Raw genomic sequence first — 18,658 nt, 5'->3', positions numbered from 1 at the left:
GAGCCTGCCGAAGACGCGCTCGGGCAAGATCATGCGCCGCATCCTGCGCAAGATCGCCGAGAACGCCCCCGATCAGTTGGGCGACATCTCGACCCTGGCTGATCCCTCGGTGGTGCAGAGTCTGGTCGGGGAACGGCTGATCCAATGAGCGGTCCGGCCGCCATGGATCCGGCGCGCGGCGCGGTGACCGACGGCGCAACGGTCCCGCGCGAGGTCTTGATCGCTGACGATCATCCGCTGTATCGCGACGCCCTGACCAGCGCCGTGCAGGGCGCATTGCCCGGCGCGCAGGTGCACGGCGCCGACAGCGTGCCGACGTTGCTGGCGCTGATCGAGGCGCACCCGCAAGCCGATCTGCTGCTGCTGGACCTGCACATGCCGGGCGCGCGCGGCTTCTCGGCGCTGGCGCACATCCGTGGTCAGTATCCCGGGCTGCCGATCGTGGTCGTCTCGGCGCACGAAGAGGCGGCCGTGGTTCGTCGCGCCCTCGCGCACGGCGCGTCCGGCTATCTCGCCAAGTCGGCGGCGGGCGAGGACATCGGCGCCGCAGTGCGCGCCGTGCTCGCCGGCGAGGTATGGGTGCCGGCCACAATGACCCCCGGACAAACCGAACTGAAGCCTGACGAGGCCGCCGTGGCGGCGCGCATCGCCGAGTTGACGCCGCAGCAATTTCGCGTGCTCGGCATGATTGCCGAAGGCTTGCTCAACAAGCAGATTGCCTACGAGCTCGGCGTCTCCGAGGCGACGATCAAGGCACACATGACCGCAATCATGCGCAAGCTAGGTGTGTCCAATCGCACACAGGTCGCACTGGCCGCGAGCCAGTTGGCGCTGGATCAGACGCCGCTGCCCCTGCTGCCCGACGAAGACTGAAGCACCGCGGCGCGCGCGGCGACGGCACGTCGCCGTGTCGTGTCGGCACGCGCCAGCGCGGCCAGCAGCGCGCGCAGGACGGCCGGCTTGATCGGCTTCAGCAGCACCGGTACGCCCAACGCACGGGCACGCGCCTGCAACTCGTTACTGCCGTCGGCGGTGAGTAGTGCGGCCGGTAGCCGTTCGGGATACCGCAGACGCAGGTTCCGCAGCACATCCAGCCCGTCCGCATCGGCACCGAGATGCAAGTCCAGCAGCAGCAGGTCCGGCACGCGTTCGGCGAGCGCGATCTCGACCTCCGCGATGCCGGTGGCGGTACGGCAGCGCACCCCCCAGCGAACGAGTAGTGCGCTCATGCCCTCGAGAATCGTGGGATCGTTGTCCAGGCACAGCACGTCCAGATCCAGCGTGTGCGCGAAAGGCGAGGCTTCGCCGCCGACCGGCGCCGTGCGCGGCAGCACAGCCACGCCCTCGGCACGCGCCACGCTGACCATGAAGCCGCTGCCGCGCCCGGGCGTGGAGGCGAGCTCGAGCCGGTGGTCGAGGATGGTCGCAATGCGCTCGCAGATCGACAATCCAAGCCCGAGGCCGCGTTCGCCCCAGGGCGAGGGCTGATCGAGGCGCTGGAATTCGGCGAAGATCAGCCGCTGCTGCTCCGGCGCGATGCCGGGGCCGGTGTCCCAGACCTCGATGCGCACGCCGGCGCCGCGCCGGCGCGCACCCAGCAGCACGCCGCCGTGCGGGGTGTAGCGCAACGCGTTGGACAGCAGGTTCTGGATGATGCGGCGGAGCAACTGCGGATCGCTGCGTACCAGCAGCCGCGTCTCGCGCACGCGCAGGGCGAGACCGCGCTGCGCCGCCAGCACCGCGTACTGCGCCTTCAGTGAAGCAAACAGCTCGCCCAGCGCGACCGCACCGATTTCCGGGTGGTAGCGGCCGGCGTCCAGATGCGAGGCATCGAGCAGCCCCTCGAGCAGATCCTCGGCGGCGCGGAAGCTGGTCTCGATGCGTTCGCCCAGATGCGCCGCCTCACGATCCAGATCCGGCTGCTGACGCAGTGCCGCCGTGAACAGGCGCGCAGCGTTCAGCGGTTGCAGGAGGTCATGGCCGGCGGCAGCAATAAAACGGGTCTTCGACAGATTGGCAGCCTCGGCCTCGCGCTTGGCGTGCTCCTGCGCGGCCAACGCCTCGCTGAGCTGCACCGTGCGTTCGGCGACGCGCTGCTCGAGCGTTTCGTTGGCTTCAATCAGGGCAAGCTCGACCCGCTTGTAGGCGGTAACGTCGGCATACGTGGTGACATAGCCGCCCCCTGAGAGCGGGATGCCGCGCATCTCGATCACGCGGCCGTCCGTGCGCACGCGCTCGAACACGTGTGGCGAGCCGGCGTGCATGTGGCGGATGCGCTTGGCGACGTGTTCGGACACCTCGCCCGGACCGCATTCGCCGCGTTCGGCGTTGTAGCGGATCAGCTCGGCCACCGACTGACCGACGAATACCAGCCCCGGCGGATAGTCGAAAAGCTCGAGATAGCGGCGGTTCCAGGCCACCAGGCGCATCTCGGCATCGACCACGCTGACCGCCTGCGCGATGTGCTCCAGCGTGGATGACAGCAGGCCGCGGTTGAAGCGCAGTTCCTGCGAGGCCTCGTCAAGCAGGGCCAGCACTTCGGCAACGTCGAGCCCGCTGCCGGACAGCGCCGACATCAGCAGACGTCGCGCCGAGGCCGCGCCGACCGCGCCGGCCAGCACGCGCTCGGTGTACTGCAGCAGCGCGCGATCCGCGACCGCGGAGGGCGCGAGCATGGCCTGACTCCCTTGCGCGTAGTCCTCGAAGGCGCGCACCGCGCCGCGCTCGCCGAGGATGCGTTCGGCGATCGCGCGCAGATCGGCGACGGTGATCCGTCCGCGCCAGTCACCGGCTGTCGACAGGGATGCATCAAGCGCGGGCTGTTCGAGGAAGTCCTGTCCGCGCAGGCGATCCTCCAGGCTGGGGCGGAACCGCAACGAGACGAACACCAGTGCCGCCACGTTCACCAGCAGTGACCATGCCGTGCCGTGGGTGACCGGATCCCAGCCCGAGAGGTTGAACAACGCCAGCGGCCGCAACCAGTCGATGCCGAACGGGCCCTGGCGCACCCATCCGGCAGCAAACCAGTGCGCCTGCGCCAGCGCCGGCAGCAGCAGCGTATAGATCCAGACCGCGAAGCCGCCGATCAGCCCGGCATAGACACCGGCACGACTGGCGCCGCGCCAGTAGAGCGCCGCGAGCATGGCCGGCGCGAGCTGCGCCACCGCGGTGAACGACAGTAGGCCCAGCGCGGCGAGATTTTCGCGGTCGGATAGTCCGCGGTAGTAAGCGTAGGCCGCCGCGGCCAGCAACAGGATCGCCGCGCGTCGCACCGCGAGCACGACGCGGGAAAGGTCGCTGCGCTGCTCCAGATGCAATGCGCGCACGCGCAACAGCGCCGGCATCACCAGATCGTTGCTGATCATCGTTGCCAGCGCCACGCTGGCGACGATGACCATCCCCGTCGCCGCCGAAAACCCGCCGACGTAGGCCAGGATGGCCAGCGCACGGTTGTTCTGTTGCAGCGGCAGCAGCAGCGACCAGGCATCGGCCTGACCGCGGTCGCCGGCCAGCAGAACGTTGCCGGCAGCGGCGATCAGCGGCACTGCCAGCACGATCAACAGCAAGTACGTGGGGAAGATCCAGCGTGCCGTGCGCAGATCGTCCGGATGCTCCGACTCGACGATGGTCACCTGGAACTGGCGCGGCAGGGTGATGCCGGCGAAGAAGGCCAGCAGGCATTGCGCCAGGAAGTCTGGAGGCAATCCATCACGGGGGACGGTGGTGACGGTCTGCGCGTAACTCGCGATCAGTCCGGGTCCGTGGCGCAGCGCGAACAGCGCCACCGCGAGAAAGGCCAGCAGCTTGATCAGCGCCTCGACTGCGATCGCCAGCATCATGCCGTGGTGATGCTCGGTGGCGTCGATCGCGCGCGTGCCGAAGAGGATCGCGAACACCGCCAGCAGCAGCGCGACCCACAGCGCGCTGTCGGTGATCAGGGCACCGGACGAGTGACTGCCGGCGAGAACCACCACCGATTGCGACACCGCCTTGAACTGCAGCGCGATGTAGGGCACCGCCGCGATCACCGCGATCACCGTGATCAACGCGGCCAGTCCCGGCGAGCGGCCAAAGCGCGCGGCAATGAGGTCGGCAATGGACGTCAGGTTGCGGCGCTTGGCAATCCGCTGCACGCGCCCCAGCAGACCGTACCCGAGCGTAAACAGCAGGATCGGCCCGAGATAAATCGGCAGGAAGGCCAAACCGCTGCGCGCGGCTGTGCCGACAGCGCCGTAAAAGGTCCATGCCGAGCAGTAGACCGCCAGCGACAAGCTGTAGATCAACGGCTGCAGCGCGGTGCGCGCCGGGTAGACCGGCCTGCGGTCTCCCCACCAGGCCAGCGCGAACAGCATGCCGGCATACGCCAGCGATACCAGCAGCAATACGCCGCCTGCGATCATGCCCCCTCCGCCAGCCCCGTCGGCCGTGAGCTTGCTCTCCCTGCGCGACCGGGGTGGCAGTGTAACCGGTGCGTCTGGCGCCGGTTGGCCGCGAGCCTGCTCGTCCTTGCCAGCGCCTTGCGAAGCGCCTGTTGCAGCCGCTCGACTCGGCCGCCGCCGCAGAACCCCTTCCAGGCAGGCGGCGGCTGCCGCATTGCGGCAGCCGAGCGCGAGCGCTTCGACTTAAGTGGAATAGCTATCGTGGATTCTACAACTCATAATTTTCAAATGCTTCGTCGTGACGTTCATCGCGGCAAGCATTACTGCGATCACCCGAGGGGACATCCGATGAAACGTAATCGTTTATTTCTGGCCTTGACCATGTGCTTTGGGCTTGCCGCGGCCGGCCCAGTGCTCGCAGCCCCCGCCCACAAGCGCAGCGCAGATCAAGCGTTGCGCGCCATGATCGACAAGCAGCAGAAGCAGCTTGATCAGCAGCAGCAGGATCTGCAGATGCTGCGTGACAAGCTCAAGCAGATGGAGAGCGAACAGGCGCAGCAGCAGACGCAGATCCAGGCTCAGGCCAGCGCGCCACCGGCGCCGGCGCCGAAGCTGGAGAAACAGGTGTTCAGCAGCGGCCCGGGCGTCTCGGTGTCCATGCACGGCTGGGTCGACGCCACCTTCTTCCACCAGGACAAGAGTTTCATCTACGGTAACGGGCAGAACGCCGAATACCCGCAGCCGGGCACCACCGGCTCACTCAGCGGTGGCGACGTGCGCAACACGCGCTTCTGGTTTGACTTTGCCGGCCCCGCGCTGGCCAACGGCTGGACCGGCGGTGGTCATCTAGAGATGGACTTCTTTGGCGGCTTCAACGGCGCCGGCCCTTACAGCCAGGAGCAGGCCACGCCGCGCCTGCGACAGGCTTACATAGTTCTTGCCAATCCGGGCAATGGCAGCACGATACAGATCGGCCAGCAATGGGATCTGATGATCGGGCTCGACAATATCCCGGTCTCCCTGTCGCACATCGCCTTCCCGTTGGGTCTTGGCGCGGGTCTGATCGGTTGGCGCTTCCCCGGCGTGGTGTGGATGCAGGATCTCAACCACGGCGCCACTGGTCCGCAGTGGCGGCTCGACCTGGGCGTCTTCCAGGGCCAGTGGAACGGACCGGGCAACGATGTCAACTACCTGACCGCCGGCAACGCCGGATTCAAACCGCAACTCGAGGCGCGCCTGCACGTGCAGGACAAGGACTGGCTGGCCTACGCCGTGGTGCATTACAGTCAGGTCAGTCTCAGTGGAGTGGGCGGCACCGCGCCAACCCCGATTGCCTCCGGGATCAACACCGAAGCGTTCGAGGTCGGCGCCAGTTGGCATCCCGGTCCTTGGCTGTTCCACGGCAACCTCTACAGCGGCAAGGGCCTCGGTCAGATGTTCGGCACCATGACCCAGTTCGGCAACATCAAGGAGACCGGCGGCTGGCTGCAGGTGGGCTACAACCTCACCCCGCATTGGAGCGCCAACGCGTTCTACGCGTACGGCAAGCCCAATACGCATGACGTGATCACCTGGATGGGCCATGGATCATCCGGCTACCTCGAAAACCGCCAGGCAGTGGCGAGCCTGCTCTATAACGACGGCCCTTATGGTCTCGGCATCGAGTGGCTCCACGACTGGCTGAACTACACGACCACCGGCCTCAACCGCAATAGCATCAGCGGCAACCAGATGAACTTCAGCGCGATCTACCACTTCTGACCCTGACCCACCATGCCCCCCCCGGTCGCTTCGCGCGGCCGGTAGGTCAATGCAAACCTGACGGAGTCCTTCCATGACGACAAGCCAACCGTCTTCCGGCATTCACCCGCGCCTGTGGTGGCGGCTGCTGCTGCTGGTGCCGATCGTCGCCGTCCTCTGGGTGCCTTGGTACAACCACCTGGATCCGCGCTTCATCGGCATCCCGTTCCTGTACTGGTACCTGCTGATGTGGGTGCCGCTGAGCGCGGTGTGCTCGGCGGTCGTGTACTTCAAAACGCGTGACCTGACCTGAGGGGGAATCCGTCATGCAATGGAGCACACTGATCGTTTTTCTGGTGTTGTTCGTCCTTGTCACCGTGCTCGGCTTCGTCGCCGCGCATTGGCGCAAGGGTGACCTCGACCAGCTGCACGAATGGGGTCTGGGCGGGCGCCGTTTCGGCACTCTGGTCACCTGGTTCCTGATGGGCGGCGACCTGTACACCGCGTACACCTTCATCGCCGTGCCCGCGCTGGTGTTCGGCGCCGGTGCGATCGGCTTCTTCGCCGTGCCCTACACGATCATCGCCTACCCGATCGTGTTCGCGGTGCTGCCACGGCTGTGGTACGTGGCGCACAAGCACAACTATGTCACCGGTGCCGACTTCGTCCGCGGCCGCTACGACAGCCCGCTGCTGGCGTTGCTGGTGGCGCTCACCGGCATCCTCGCGACCATGCCCTACATTGCCCTGCAGCTGGTGGGCATGGAGGTGGTGATCTCGGCGCTCGGCTTCCCGATGAGCGGCTGGACCGCCGACCTGCCGCTGATCGCCGCTTTCGTGGTACTCGCCGCCTTCACCTACACCAGCGGCCTGCGCGCACCGGCCCTGATCGCGATCGTCAAGGACACCCTGGTCTACATCACGGTGATCGCCGCGGTGGTGATCATCCCGATGCAGTTGGGCGGGTTCGGCAAGATCTTCGCTGCCGTGCCGCCGGCCAAGCTGCTGCTGGCCGTGCCGACGGGACAGAGCCTGGGCATGTACAGCGCGTTCGCCACCCTGGCTCTGGGTTCGGCGCTGGCGTTGTTCGTCTATCCGCACGTGCTGACCGGCGTGCTGTCGGCCAAGAACCCGCGCACGCTAACCCGCAACATGGCCTTCCTGCCGGCCTACAGCCTGGTGCTGGGTCTGCTGGCGCTGCTCGGCTTCATGGCGCTGGCGGCGGGCGTGGACAAGGTTCCGCAGTACGCGCCGTTCTTCAAGCAGTACGCCAACAGCTTCGCCGTGCCGGCCCTGCTGATGCACAGCTTCCCCGGCTGGTTCGTCGGCGTCGGCTTCGCCGCGATCGTGATCGGCGCGCTGGTGCCGGCGGCGATCATGTCGATCGCAGCCTCCAACCTGTGGACGCGCAGCATCTACCGCGCCTACATCAACCCGCACTGCACCGAGGCGCAGGAAGCAAGCCAGGCCAAGCTGGCCTCGCTGGTCGTCAAGTTCGGCGCGCTGGTGTTTGTGCTGATACTGCCTGCGACCTACGCGATCCAGTTCCAGTTGCTCGGCGGCATCTGGATCATCCAGATCCTGCCGGCGCTGGTGTTCGGCCTGTACACGCGCTGGTTCCATCGCTACGCGCTGGCGCTGGGCTGGCTGGCCGGCATGGGCGTGGGTACGGCGATCGCGGCGCATCTCAAATTCGCCAGCTCCATCTATCCGTTGCACGCGTTCGGCTACGCCATACCCGGTTATGCGGCGCTGTATTCGCTGATCCTCAATATCGCGGTTGCAGCGGTGCTGACCGTCGTGCTGCGGCTGCTCGGCGTGGCCGGCGGCCAGGACCAGACCGTGCCCGGCGATTACCGCGCCCAGCCGAGTCACGGGGCCAACGACGGCCAGTTGGCGGCCCCGCCGCCCATGCTGTAAGCCGGCGGCGACCACGCCCAGCCTGGCCACGCGGGGCGGCTGATCGGCTGTCTGCCCCTGTCGGCCACAGGTGCTGGTGGGGGTTCGACTTGGCGACCGTCTCTCAAGCACGCTCGGCGTGGCCGTCGGTGCGCCGACGCTGACAGACGGCGCGCACGGGAAGCCCCATCTTGCCCGCCATTGGCCATGGGCTTCTTTTCAGCCACAGCGGCGAGATCGTTTTCCGGCGCGGTTTTACTGACTGGCTCGCCACCACGTCGCTGCCGGGCTCACCTCACGGGGGTAAACTTTCGTGCTGGGCACAGGTCTGTTGTGCCATCCCATTCCTGCCACGGAACCTCCATGAACGCGCTAGCCCAGAGTGATCGCTCGATGTCGCATATGGCCCTGATCAAGGAAGTCGCCGGCAAGCTGGCGGTGCAGCACAAGCAGCTCGGTGCGCCGTTCGCACAGGTGCTGCTCGGGCGCGTGGCCGACAGCGAGTTGTCTTCGCGGCCGGCCGATGACTGGGCGGCGCTAGCCACGCACCTGCTGGGCTTCATGCGCGAGCGCCGCGCCGGTCAGGCACGCGTGCTGGTGCACAAGCCCGAAAGCGATGGGCAGGGTGGGGAGAACCTGTTTACCGCAATCAGCATTCTCACCGACGACATGCCGTTTCTGGTCGACTCGGTGAGCATGGCGGTGCGCGCCGAGAACCTCGACACCCATACCCTGCTGCACCCGGTGCTGAGCGTTCGTCGCGATGCCGGCGGCAACCTGCTTGAATTGGACGAGGGCGGCGCGGCCGAATCGCTGATGTATCTGGAGATCGACCGTCTCGCCGATGCCAGCGAAGTGATGCGCCTGCGGGTCGCGATCGAATCGGCGCTGAGCGATGTGCGCGCTGCGGTGGCGGACTGGGCGGCAATGCGCGAGCGCATGCTGGAGATCGCCGCGCAGTTGCCGCGGCAGCCGGGCATGGACACGGCCAGCGTGGGCGAGGCGCAGGAGTTCCTGCGCTGGGTAGCGGCTGACAACTTCACCCTGCTCGGTTATCGCGAGTACGAGGTAGCCACCGAGGGCGGTGACGAGGTGCTGCGCGCGATCGCGCATTCGGGCCTGGGCATCCTGCGTGAGCGCGAGCGTTCGCACGCACCGCGCTCGCTGAAAAGTCTGGTCGCCAGCGGCCTGCCGCAATCCGGCGCGCCACAGACGGTGATCCTGACCAAGACCAATGCGCGCGCCACCGTGCATCGTGCCGGGTACATGGATTACATCGGCGTGCTGCGCTTCGATGCCAAGGGCAAGCCGGTGGCGGAGCAGCGTTTTCTTGGCTTGTTCACTTCCTCGGCCTACACCGCGCGCCCGCAGGAGATTCCGTTGGTGCGTCAGCGCGTCAGCGCGATTCTGCAACGCTCCGGCCTGCGCCGCGATTCGCATTTGGGCAAGGCGCTGCGTCACATTCTCGAAACCATGCCGCGCGACGAATTGTTCCAGGCCAGCACCGAGGAGCTGGAAGCCACGGCGATGGGTGTGTTGGGCCTGGCCGAGCGCGCGCGCCCACGCCTGTTCCTGCGCGCCGATCGTTACGCGCGCTTTTATTCGTGCCTGATCTATCTGCCGCGCGAGCGCTTCAGCGAAGGCGTGCGCGAGCGCCTTGAGCACATGCTACGCGATTCGCTCAGCGGCGATCGCATCGACTCGCAGGTGCTGGTGGATGAATCGCCGCTGGCGCGCCTGTACGTCGTGGTGCGTCCGCGCGCGGGCGCGCACGTGCAAGTGGATGTCGCCGCGCTGGAACAATCGGTCGCCGCGCTGTCGCGCAACTGGCACGACGATCTGCGCGAAGTGCTGATCCATCGTCACGGCGAGGAAAAAGGTTTGCGCCTGGCCAACCGTTTTGGTCGGCTGCTGCCCACCGATTACATCGATGACGTCGGCGCCGAACTGGCCGCAGACGACGTGCAGCATCTTGCCGGCCTGCGCGGCGCCGACGATGCCGCGATCACGCTGTATCGCGTCGGCGACAGCGGCGCGCTGCGCTTCAAGATCATCCACTTCGGCGCGCCAGTACCACTGTCCGATGCGCTGCCGATGCTGGAAAACCTCGGCGTGCGCATCAGCGCCGAGCACCTGCTTGAGCTGGAAATGCACGGCACGCCGGTGACCATGCATGATTTCGATCTGGCCGAGCCGGTCGGGCTGGCGTTCCCGGTCGCGAGCGTTGCCGCCCCCTTTGCTGAAGCCTTCGCCGCGATCTGGCGCGGGCAGGCCGAGAACGACGGCTTCAATCGCCTCGTGCTGGGCGCGCGTCTGGATTGGCGCCAGGTCGCGGTGTTGCGCGGCTACTGCAAGTACCTGCTGCAGGTCGGGCTACCGTATTCACAGCCATACATGGAGGAGGTGATCGGGCGCTATCCGCTGATCGCCGGACTGCTGATCGAGCTGTTCCTGGCCAGGTTCGATCCGCGCCGCGAGCGGCACGACGCCGCCGCGCAGGCGCAGTTCAAGGTCGAGCTTGAAGCGCTGGTCGATGCCGACCTGCGCCAGCGCAATCCCGCGCTGATCGAGAATCTGGTGCAGGCCATGGCGCTGCCGCGCGCCGAGCAGGTCGCGCGCATCGAACAGGCGCTGAAAGCCGCGCTGGACGATGTACAAAGTCTCGATGACGACCGCATCCTGCGTTTGTTCCTGGGCGTGGTGCGCGCCACGCTGCGCACCGGTTATTTCCAGCGCCCTGGTGGCGCGATGCGCGAGTACATCAACTACAAGTTCGATTGCGCGCGCGTGCCCGAACTGCCCAAGCCGCGGCCGTACCGCGAGATTTTCGTCTACAGCCCGCGCGTCGAGGGCATCCATCTGCGCTTCGGTCCGGTGGCGCGCGGTGGTCTGCGCTGGTCCGACCGGCGCGAGGATTTCCGCACCGAGGTACTGGGCCTGGTCAAGGCGCAGATGGTCAAGAACACGGTGATCGTGCCGGTGGGTTCCAAGGGCGGTTTCTTCGTCAAGCGCCCGCCCGTCGGTGGCGATCGCGAGGCGCAACTGGCCGATGGCATCGCCTGCTACCGTCTGTTTGTCAACGCGCTGCTGGACATCACCGACAACATCATCGAGGGCGCGATCGCGCCGCCAGTCGATGTGGTGCGGCACGATGGCGATGATCCGTATCTGGTGGTCGCCGCGGACAAGGGCACGGCCACGTTCTCGGATATCGCCAACAGCATCTCCATCGAGCACGACTACTGGCTGGGTGACGCGTTCGCCTCGGGCGGCTCCAACGGCTATGACCACAAACGCATGGCGATCACCGCGCGCGGCGGCTGGGAGTCGGTGAAGCGCCACTTCCGCGCGCTGGGCCGTAATTGCCAGCGCGAAGATTTCACCTGCGTCGGCGTGGGCGACTTGTCCGGCGATGTGTTCGGCAACGCCATGTTGCAGTCGCGGCACATTCGTCTGCTGGCCGCGTTCGATCACCGCGATATTTTTCTCGATCCCAATCCCGACGCTGCGCGTTCGTTCGTCGAGCGCGAGCGCATGTTCAAGCTGCCGCGTTCGAGCTGGCAGGACTATGACAAGAGCACGATCTCCAAGGGCGGCGGCATCTGGCCGCGCAGCGCCAAGTCGATCCCTGTGTCGCCCGAGGTGCGCGCCGCGCTGGGCATCAGCGATGAGGTCGAGCACATGGCACCGACCGATCTGTTGCGCGCGATCCTCAAGGCGCCGGTGGACCTGTTCTGGAACGGCGGAATCGGTACTTACGTGAAGGCCAGCAACGAAACCAACGCCGACGTCGGCGACCGCGCCAACAATGCCATTCGCCTGAATGGCAACGAGCTGCGCTGCAAGATCGTCGGTGAAGGCGGCAATCTCGGCCTGACCCAGCGCGGGCGCATCGAGGCGGCTTTCCATGGTGTGCAGATGAACACCGATTTCATCGACAACTCGGCCGGCGTGGACACCTCGGATCACGAGGTCAATATCAAGATCCTGCTCAACGATGCCGTGCAGCGCGGCGAACTGGACGAGGCCGCACGCAATCGCCTGCTGCCCGGCATGACCGACGAGATCGCGCGTCTGGTGCTGTGGGACAACTACCGCCAGAACCAGGCCATCAGCCTGATGGAGCACATGGCGGTCAAGCGTCTGGGCTCGTTCGGGCACCTGATCCGCACGCTGGAAGCCGAGGGTACGCTGGACCGCGCCATCGAGTTCTTGCCCAGCGACACCGAACTCGCCGAGCGCAAGACGCGCGGCCTCGGTCTCACCCGTCCGGAGCTGGCGATCCTGCTGTCCTACGACAAGATCAAGATCTACCAGCAGTTGCTGGACTCGGACGTACCCGAGGACGCTTACCTCGCGCGCGAGCTGGTGCGCTATTTTCCCGAACCGCTGCACGCTCCCTACGCCGCGCACATGCAACGCCATCGCCTGAAGCGCGAGATCATCGCCACCGCCGTCACCAACACCCTGGTCAACCGCATGGGCGCCAGCTTCATGCTGCGCATGCAGGAGGACACCGGGCAGGGCGCGGCCGCCGTGGCCAAGGCCTTCACCATCGCGCGCGAGGTCATGCAGGCACGCGAGCTGTGGGCCGAGATCGAGGTGCTGGACGGCACCGTCACCGACGCGGTGCAGATCGAAGCAGTGCTCGCGGTGTGGGAACTGGTGCGCAACCTCACGCGCTGGTTGCTCAACCGGCCGGGCGCGGCGCTGGACATCGCCGCGCAGGTCGAGCGCTATGCCGCCGGCTTCGCCGAGGTGCGCGCCGCCATCCCACAAAGCCTGCCCGAGCCGGGCGCCAAGGCGCACGACGAACTGGTGCAGCGCTGGCTGCAGGCGGGTCTGCCGCGGCCGCTGGCCGAGCAGCTGGCGGCGCTGCCGACGCTGGGTCTGGCGTTGGACGTGGTGGAAGTGGCGCACGACAGCAGCCAGGCCATCGCCCGCGTGGCGCATACGTTCTTCGAGCTGGGCGCGGCGCTGGAGCTGGACTGGATGCGCACCCGCATCGAGGAACTACCCGTTGAAAGCCGCTGGCACGCGCAGGCGCGCGGCGCGCTGCGCGACGAGCTGGCGCACCAGCACCGCCAGCTCGCGGTGCAGGTGCTGGGCAGCGGGCTCGGCGTCGAGGCGTGGCTGGGCCGCGACGATGCCGGCCTGCGCTACACGCTGACCATGCTCGGCGAGATCCGTGCACTGCCGCTGGATTATCCGATCGCCTCGGTCGCGGTGCGGCGCTTGGCGCAACTGGCGCAGGCCGGCGTCGCGTGAACCACGCGCGGCGCAAACCGATGGCGATGGCTATGCGCGCGTGAGCACGCACATCGCTTTTCTGGCCAACCCATCGGCTGAGGCGCAGCGCGCACGCGCCGAGCTGATCGCGCGCTACGGCGAGGTGGCGCCGCAACACGCCAGCGTGCTGGTGGCGTTGGGCGGCGATGGCTTCATGCTGCGCACGCTGCACGCCATGCTCGACCTGCGTGTGCCAGTGTTCGGCATGAAGCTGGGCAAGGTCGGGTTTCTGATGAACCATTATCGTGCCGAGGATCTGCCCGCGCGGCTGGCGCGCGCGCACGCCACGCCGCTGGCGCCGCTGCACATGCGCGTGCAAACGCGCGACGGCGGCAGCGAGGAAGCGCTGGCTTTCAACGAGGTTTCGCTGCTGCGCCAGACCAATCAGGCCGCGCACCTGCAAATCGCGCTCAACGATCGCGTCAAGCTCGACGAGCTGATATGCGACGGCGCGCTGGTGGCGACGCCGGCCGGTTCGACTGCCTATAACCTCTCCGCGCACGGCCCCATCCTGCCACTGGACGCCAATGTGCTGGCGTTGACGCCGATCAGTCCATTTCGTCCACGGCGCTGGCGTGGCGCGCTGTTGCCGGTGAATACCCAGGTACGCATCGAGGTGCGCGAGCCCGAGCTGCGCCCGGTCAGCGCCACCGCCGATTTTCACGAAGTGCGCGACATCCGCAGCGTCGTGGTGCGCTCACAGTCCGAACACGCTGTGACCCTGCTGTTCGATCCCGAGCACAAGCTGGCCGAGCGCATTCTGGACGAACAGTTCGCGCTGTAAGCCAATCCCGCCAATTGTTCGGATTGGGGCGGCCCTGGTGACTGCCGTCCAGTGGGCAGGGCTGGTCGGTATCGACATGCGCCTATTCACGGAGCCATCCGCAACATGGACCACGCCGCATTCGCTGGTGAGCTGGTCCGAGAGCATGACGCGTCAGACCGGCCGCGTGCGTGAGCTGTTACAGGGGCGCGGGTGCAGCCTGACCCACACCCTTGAGACCTTGAATCCGGTGCTGCGGGGGAAGGGGGAGGTTACCGGTTCCCTACCCGATGTCCACCCGGCAGCAACGTCCGCCGGCGCGCTGGATCAGGCGAGCAGTTGCAGACGCGCGAGGTCGGCGTACAGCCCGCCTTGCGCCAGCAGTTGTTCGTGCGTGCCTTCGGCGATGATATGGCCGGCATCCATCACCACGATGCGATCGGCGCGCTGCACGGTGGCGAGGCGGTGCGCGATCACCAGCGTGGTCTGGCCGTGGTGCAGGCGCGCGAGGGCTTTCTGGATGGCGGCCTCGGATTGTGCGTCGAGGCTGGCGGTGGCCTCGTCCAGCAGCAGCACCGGCGCGTTCTTGAGCAGCGCGCGGGCGATGGCAATGCGTTGCTTCTGGCCACCGGACAGGCGCACGCCGCGCTCGCCCAGTGGCATGTCATAGCCCTGCGGCATCTCGCGGATGAAGACGTCGGCCTCGGCGGATCGCGCGGCTGCGATGACTGCGGCATCATCGGCCTCGGCGCGGCCGAAGCGGATATTGTCGGCGGCGCTGGCGTGGAAGATCACGGCCTCCTGCGGCACCATGGCGATGGCGCTGCGCAGCGCACTCGGGTCGAGTTCGCGCAGGTCGATGCCGTCGAGGCTGATGCGTCCCTGCTGCGGATCGTAAAAGCGCAGCAGCAATTGCAGCACCGTGGTCTTGCCAGCGCCGGAGGGGCCGACCAGCGCCACCGTTTCGCCCGGTCGCACGCGCAGGCTGAACCGCGTCAGCGCCGGGGCATCCGGGCGCGAGGAATAGTGAAACTCGACCGCTTCAAACGCGATCTCGCCGCGCAGCGGCTGCGGCAGGGCGCGCGGCTGCGCCGGCGCGATCAGCCTGGGTTGCTCGGCCAGCAGTTCATCGATGCGCTCCATGGCGCCCGCGGCGCGCTGCACCTCGCCCCAGGTCTCGGCCAGCGCGCCGATGGCACCGGCGGCGAATACCGCATACAGCACGAACTGTCCGAGTACACCGGGGCTGAGCTGCCCGGCGACAACCTCGCGCGCGCCCGACCACAGCACCAGCGTGACCGCGCCGAACACCAGAACGATCACCGTGGCGGTGAGTCCGGCGCGCGTGCCAATGCGCTGCTGCGCGCTGCGCAGTGCCTGCATCAACGCAGTGCGGTAACGAGCGGTTTCGTAGGGCTCGCGCGCATAGGCCTTGACCGTGCTCGCGGCATTCAGGGTTTCATTGGCGATCGCGGCGGTATCGGCGATGCGGTCCTGGTTGCTGCGCGAGAGTTTCTGCACGCGGCGGCCGAAGATCAGGATCGGCAGGATCACGCCGGGGATCACCAGCGCGGTCAGGCCGGCTAGGCGCGGCTGCGTCCACACCATCAGCGCCGATGCGCCGAGCAGCGTGACCATGCTGCGCAGCGCCACCGACACGCCCGAGCCGAGCATGTCCTGCACCACTTGCGTATCGGTGCCCAGACGCGAGTTCACCTCGCCCACGCGCAGGCGCTCGAAAAAGCTCACGTCCTGGCCGATCAGGTGCGCATACAGGTGCTCGCGCAACGCGGTGATGGCGCGCTCGCCCAGTAGCGAAATGCAGAAATAGCGCCCGGCAGTGGCCAGCGCCAGCACCAGCGCGATCATGAACAACAGCAGAAAACTGCGGTTGAGCGCGGTCGCGTTGTTGTGACTAAAGCCGTGGTCGATCATCAGCCGCACGCCATAGGGCAGCGCCAGCGTGGAGCTGGAGGACAGCGCCAGAAACACCACCCAGCCCAGCGCCAGTGCGCGGTGCGGGCGCACGTAAGGCCACAGGCGGGTGAGGGCGCGCAGATTGCGGCCGCGTGGGCGTGGGGCTTCGGTCATGGAACTGCTGCTCGAAGAAAACGTCAGTGTAGAGGTTGCACCGTTGCTTTCGCGTCAGCGTGCGTCCGCGGCGCCGGCCAACATGCAGTGGCCCTGACCACGCGTGTGCTCGGCCAGCCATTCGCGTAGCGCCGGAACTTGTTCGAGCGGCAGTTGCAGGTGCAGCACGGTGTTCATCGAGGTATCGCCATCGATGCGCGCGGCGAACGCCGGCAAGCGCCCGCGCAATCGCGCCAGGGTCGCGGGGTCGGCTGTGATGCGTGCCGTGGTCATGGCCATGAGCACACGCCGCGGCGCCGTGCGCAGACATTCCGCTGCGCAGCCACCGTAGGCGCGCAGCAGCCCGCCCACGCCCAGCTTGGTGCCGCCGAACCAGCGCGCCACACGCACCACCACGCAATCCAGACCTTGCGCGTCGATGGCCTGCAGGATCGGGCGCCCGGCGCTGCCGCCGGGCTCGCCGTCGTCGCTGCTGCGGTACTCGGCGCTGCAGCGCCACGCCCAACAGTTGTGTGTGGCGTCGGCGTGGCGTTGTGCCGCCAGCCAGCGCATGGCAGCGGCGGCATCAGCCACCGGCGCCGCGTCGGCCAGAAAGCGGCTGCCGCGCACCGTGAGTGCGTGCTGTGCGGGGGCGATGAGAGTTTCCGGCATGGTCGTTGATGGCAGAGGTGAGCCCCCTCCCGCCGGGAGAGGGGTGAGGGTATGACCCGCGAGCAGGCGCTGACATGACGTTCGCAAGCGACCAGATCCTGGGTGCGTGCGCGGCGTCAGTGGCTTGCATCCGCTTGCTCGCGAATCACCAGCAAGCGTGGCTCGGTCATTTCCAGAATGCTGGCGCGGATGCCCTCGCGACCCAGGCCCGAGCGTTTGACGCCGCCATAAGGCATGTTGTCGACGCGGAAGCTGGGCACATCGCCGACGATCACGCCGCCGACATCGAGCGCATCCCACGCACGCAGAGCATGCGCCATCGAGTCGGTGAACACGCCGGCCTGCAGGCCGTAGCCGGAATCATTGACCGTGCGCAAGGCGGCGTCGAAATCATCGAAAGGCTCCAGCACGGCGATCGGGCCGAAGGCTTCCTCGCGCCACAGCTTGGCTGCATGCGACAGGTTTTCCAGCACGCTGGCGGGCAGCAGCAAGCCCTCGCCCTTGCCGCCGCACAGCAGGTGCGCACCGCTGCCGATGGCTTCGTCGAGCCAGGTGCGCAAACGCGCCGCGGCGGCGGCATCGATGACCGGACCCAGCGTCACCGCCGCATCGCGCGGATCGCCCATGCGCAGCGCCGCGGCCGCGGTCACGAAACGTTGCCGGAACCCGGCGTACATCTCGCGCTGCACGAGGATGCGCTGCACGCTGATGCAGCTTTGCCCGGACTGGTAAAACGCGCCGAAGATCATGCGCTCGACCACGGCGTCCAGGCGCGCGCGCTGATCGCCATCGACGATGCAGGCGGCATTGCCGCCAAGCTCCAGCAGCACCTTCTTGCGCCCGGCGCGGGCTTTCAAATCCCAGCCGATCTGGCCGCCGGTGAAGGACAGCAGCTTGAAACGCGCGTCCTCGACCAGCGCGGCGGCGTGATCGCCGGGCAGCGGCAGGATCGAGAACGCGCCCGCGGGCAGATCGGTCTCGGCCAGCACCTCGCCGATGATCAGCGCGCCCAGCGGCGTTTTCTCCGAGGGCTTGAGCACGAACGGGCAACCCGCGGCGATCGCCGGCGCCAGCTTGTGCGCGACCAGATTGAGTGGAAAATTGAACGGCGTGATGAAGCTGCATGCGCCCACCGGCACGCGGCGGGTGAAGCCGCGATAGCCGCGCGCGCGCGCGGAAATCTCCAGATTCAGCACCTCGCCGTCGATGCGCACGGCTTCCTCGGCGGCGACCTTGAAGGTGTCGATCAGGCGCGTGACCTCGCCGCGCGCATCGCGGATGGGTTTTCCGGCCTCGACGCATAGCGTCAGCGCCAGTTCCTCCTGACGTTCGCGAAAACGCGCCACGCAGTGTTCCAGTATTTGCTGGCGCGCATACGGCGGCAGCGCGCGCAGCGGCGCTTCGGCGGCCACGGCAGCGGCAATGGCCCGCTCGATGGTGGCCGCATCGGGCAGCGCCACGCGCGCGGCCAGTGTGCCGTGATACTTGTCGATGACCTCGAGATCGGCGTTGGGCGCTTGCGCGACATTGGCCAGGTAATACGGATAGCGCTGCGCCGACATGGGCATGCTCCGGGGTGGACTGCTATGTGACTGTGTGCACGTGCAACGGTTCCAGCGCACCGGTTTCAACCATCGTCGCGCAGCCACGCTCGATGCGCCGATCCGGCACCAGCCACATCAGCGCCGCCACCAGATAAAGCCATTGCGCCAGCTATGGGGCGCACGAAGGCCAGCGCGATGGCGATGGCGTACGTCGCGATCGACGGCTTGCCCTTGAAGTCACCCGCGGACCGCGCGCACCAGCAATGATTGCTCGCCTTCGCCATGCACGACCATCATTCCAGA

11 protein-coding genes are annotated in these 18,658 nt (G+C 67.2%); 6 read left to right on the top strand and 5 right to left on the bottom strand.

The features are described from left to right. Nucleotides 1-162: 162 nt before the first annotated feature. Complete coding sequence (locus ACYDAT_RS08640) at nt 163-873, top strand: response regulator transcription factor (protein ID WP_461438729.1); 711 nt, start codon at nt 163-165, stop codon at nt 871-873. Here ACYDAT_RS08640 and ACYDAT_RS08635 read toward each other — a convergent pair. After that, entirely contained in the window at nt 837-4,400 is a 3,564-nt protein-coding gene (locus ACYDAT_RS08635) for a PAS-domain containing protein (RefSeq protein WP_461449617.1), read from the bottom strand. The genes ACYDAT_RS08640 and ACYDAT_RS08635 overlap by 37 nt on opposite strands. Nucleotides 4,401-4,841: 441 nt before the next feature. Here ACYDAT_RS08635 and ACYDAT_RS08630 point away from each other — a divergent pair, with 441 nt between their 5' ends. The 5 genes from ACYDAT_RS08630 to ACYDAT_RS08610 all read left to right on the top strand — a co-directional run bounded on the left by ACYDAT_RS08630 (nt 4,842) and on the right by ACYDAT_RS08610 (nt 14,090). Next, nucleotides 4,842-6,140, top strand: coding sequence for a hypothetical protein (locus tag ACYDAT_RS08630; RefSeq protein WP_461442091.1), 1,299 nt, complete (start codon nt 4,842-4,844; stop codon nt 6,138-6,140). Nucleotides 6,141-6,213: 73 nt separating this feature from the next. After that, nucleotides 6,214-6,432 carry a DUF3311 domain-containing protein gene (locus ACYDAT_RS08625; RefSeq protein ID WP_461438712.1) on the top strand — a complete coding sequence of 73 codons (219 nt, stop codon included), beginning with the start codon at nt 6,214-6,216 and terminating at the stop codon, nt 6,430-6,432. A gap of 13 nt (nt 6,433-6,445) precedes the next feature. Beyond that, nucleotides 6,446-8,038: a monocarboxylate uptake permease MctP gene (mctP, locus tag ACYDAT_RS08620; protein WP_461449615.1), complete on the top strand. Its 1,593-nt coding sequence runs from the start codon at nt 6,446-6,448 to the stop codon at nt 8,036-8,038. 342 nt (nt 8,039-8,380) lie between these two features. Continuing rightward, the gene (locus ACYDAT_RS08615) at nt 8,381-13,285 is read left to right on the top strand and encodes an NAD-glutamate dehydrogenase (RefSeq protein WP_461449613.1); all 4,905 of its coding nucleotides are present in this window, start codon (nt 8,381-8,383) and stop codon (nt 13,283-13,285) included. Nucleotides 13,286-13,325: 40 nt separating this feature from the next. Next, the gene (locus ACYDAT_RS08610; protein WP_461438715.1) at nt 13,326-14,090 is read left to right on the top strand and encodes an NAD kinase; all 765 of its coding nucleotides are present in this window, start codon (nt 13,326-13,328) and stop codon (nt 14,088-14,090) included. A 306-nt stretch (nt 14,091-14,396) separates the two neighbouring features. On the opposite strand, the gene ACYDAT_RS08605 is transcribed toward ACYDAT_RS08610, so the two are convergent. The 4 genes from ACYDAT_RS08605 to ACYDAT_RS08590 form a co-directional block, all read right to left on the bottom strand. Continuing rightward, on the bottom strand, nt 14,397-16,160 hold the full coding sequence (locus ACYDAT_RS08605) for an ABC transporter transmembrane domain-containing protein (RefSeq protein ID WP_461438716.1): 1,764 nt from the start codon (nt 16,158-16,160) through the stop codon (nt 14,397-14,399). A 54-nt stretch (nt 16,161-16,214) separates the two neighbouring features. After that, a complete protein-coding gene (locus ACYDAT_RS08600; RefSeq protein ID WP_461449612.1) occupies nt 16,215-16,811 on the bottom strand; it encodes an IMPACT family protein in 597 nt (198 codons plus the stop codon). 116 nt (nt 16,812-16,927) lie between these two features. Beyond that, nucleotides 16,928-18,373 carry an aldehyde dehydrogenase family protein gene (locus ACYDAT_RS08595; RefSeq protein ID WP_461449610.1) on the bottom strand — a complete coding sequence of 482 codons (1,446 nt, stop codon included), beginning with the start codon at nt 18,371-18,373 and terminating at the stop codon, nt 16,928-16,930. A gap of 65 nt (nt 18,374-18,438) precedes the next feature. After that, nucleotides 18,439-18,639 (bottom strand): hypothetical protein, encoded by a 201-nt coding sequence (locus tag ACYDAT_RS08590; protein WP_461449608.1) that lies wholly within the window; start codon nt 18,637-18,639, stop codon nt 18,439-18,441. Nucleotides 18,640-18,658: the final 19 nt, after the last annotated feature.

It is taken from the genome of Metallibacterium sp. (assembly GCF_054637675.1).
Note: the sequence above shows the minus strand (reverse complement) of the source record. Positions and strands in the feature narration are given on the sequence as shown.

What these genes read in the sequence shown, in the direction of transcription:
- mctP (WP_461449615.1), top strand. Translation starts at nt 6,446, where the DNA reads ATGCAATGGAGCACACTGATCGTTTTTCTGGTGTTGTTCGTCCTTGTC.
- ACYDAT_RS08590 (WP_461449608.1), bottom strand. Translation starts at nt 18,639, where the DNA reads ATGGCGAAGGCGAGCAATCATTGCTGGTGCGCGCGGTCCGCGGGTGAC.
- ACYDAT_RS08635 (WP_461449617.1), bottom strand. Translation starts at nt 4,400, where the DNA reads ATGATCGCAGGCGGCGTATTGCTGCTGGTATCGCTGGCGTATGCCGGC.
- ACYDAT_RS08600 (WP_461449612.1), bottom strand. Translation starts at nt 16,811, where the DNA reads ATGCCGGAAACTCTCATCGCCCCCGCACAGCACGCACTCACGGTGCGC.
- ACYDAT_RS08615 (WP_461449613.1), top strand. Translation starts at nt 8,381, where the DNA reads ATGAACGCGCTAGCCCAGAGTGATCGCTCGATGTCGCATATGGCCCTG.
- ACYDAT_RS08595 (WP_461449610.1), bottom strand. Translation starts at nt 18,373, where the DNA reads ATGTCGGCGCAGCGCTATCCGTATTACCTGGCCAATGTCGCGCAAGCG.
- ACYDAT_RS08630 (WP_461442091.1), top strand. Translation starts at nt 4,842, where the DNA reads ATGATCGACAAGCAGCAGAAGCAGCTTGATCAGCAGCAGCAGGATCTG.
- ACYDAT_RS08640 (WP_461438729.1), top strand. Translation starts at nt 163, where the DNA reads ATGGATCCGGCGCGCGGCGCGGTGACCGACGGCGCAACGGTCCCGCGC.
- ACYDAT_RS08605 (WP_461438716.1), bottom strand. Translation starts at nt 16,160, where the DNA reads ATGACCGAAGCCCCACGCCCACGCGGCCGCAATCTGCGCGCCCTCACC.
- ACYDAT_RS08625 (WP_461438712.1), top strand. Translation starts at nt 6,214, where the DNA reads ATGACGACAAGCCAACCGTCTTCCGGCATTCACCCGCGCCTGTGGTGG.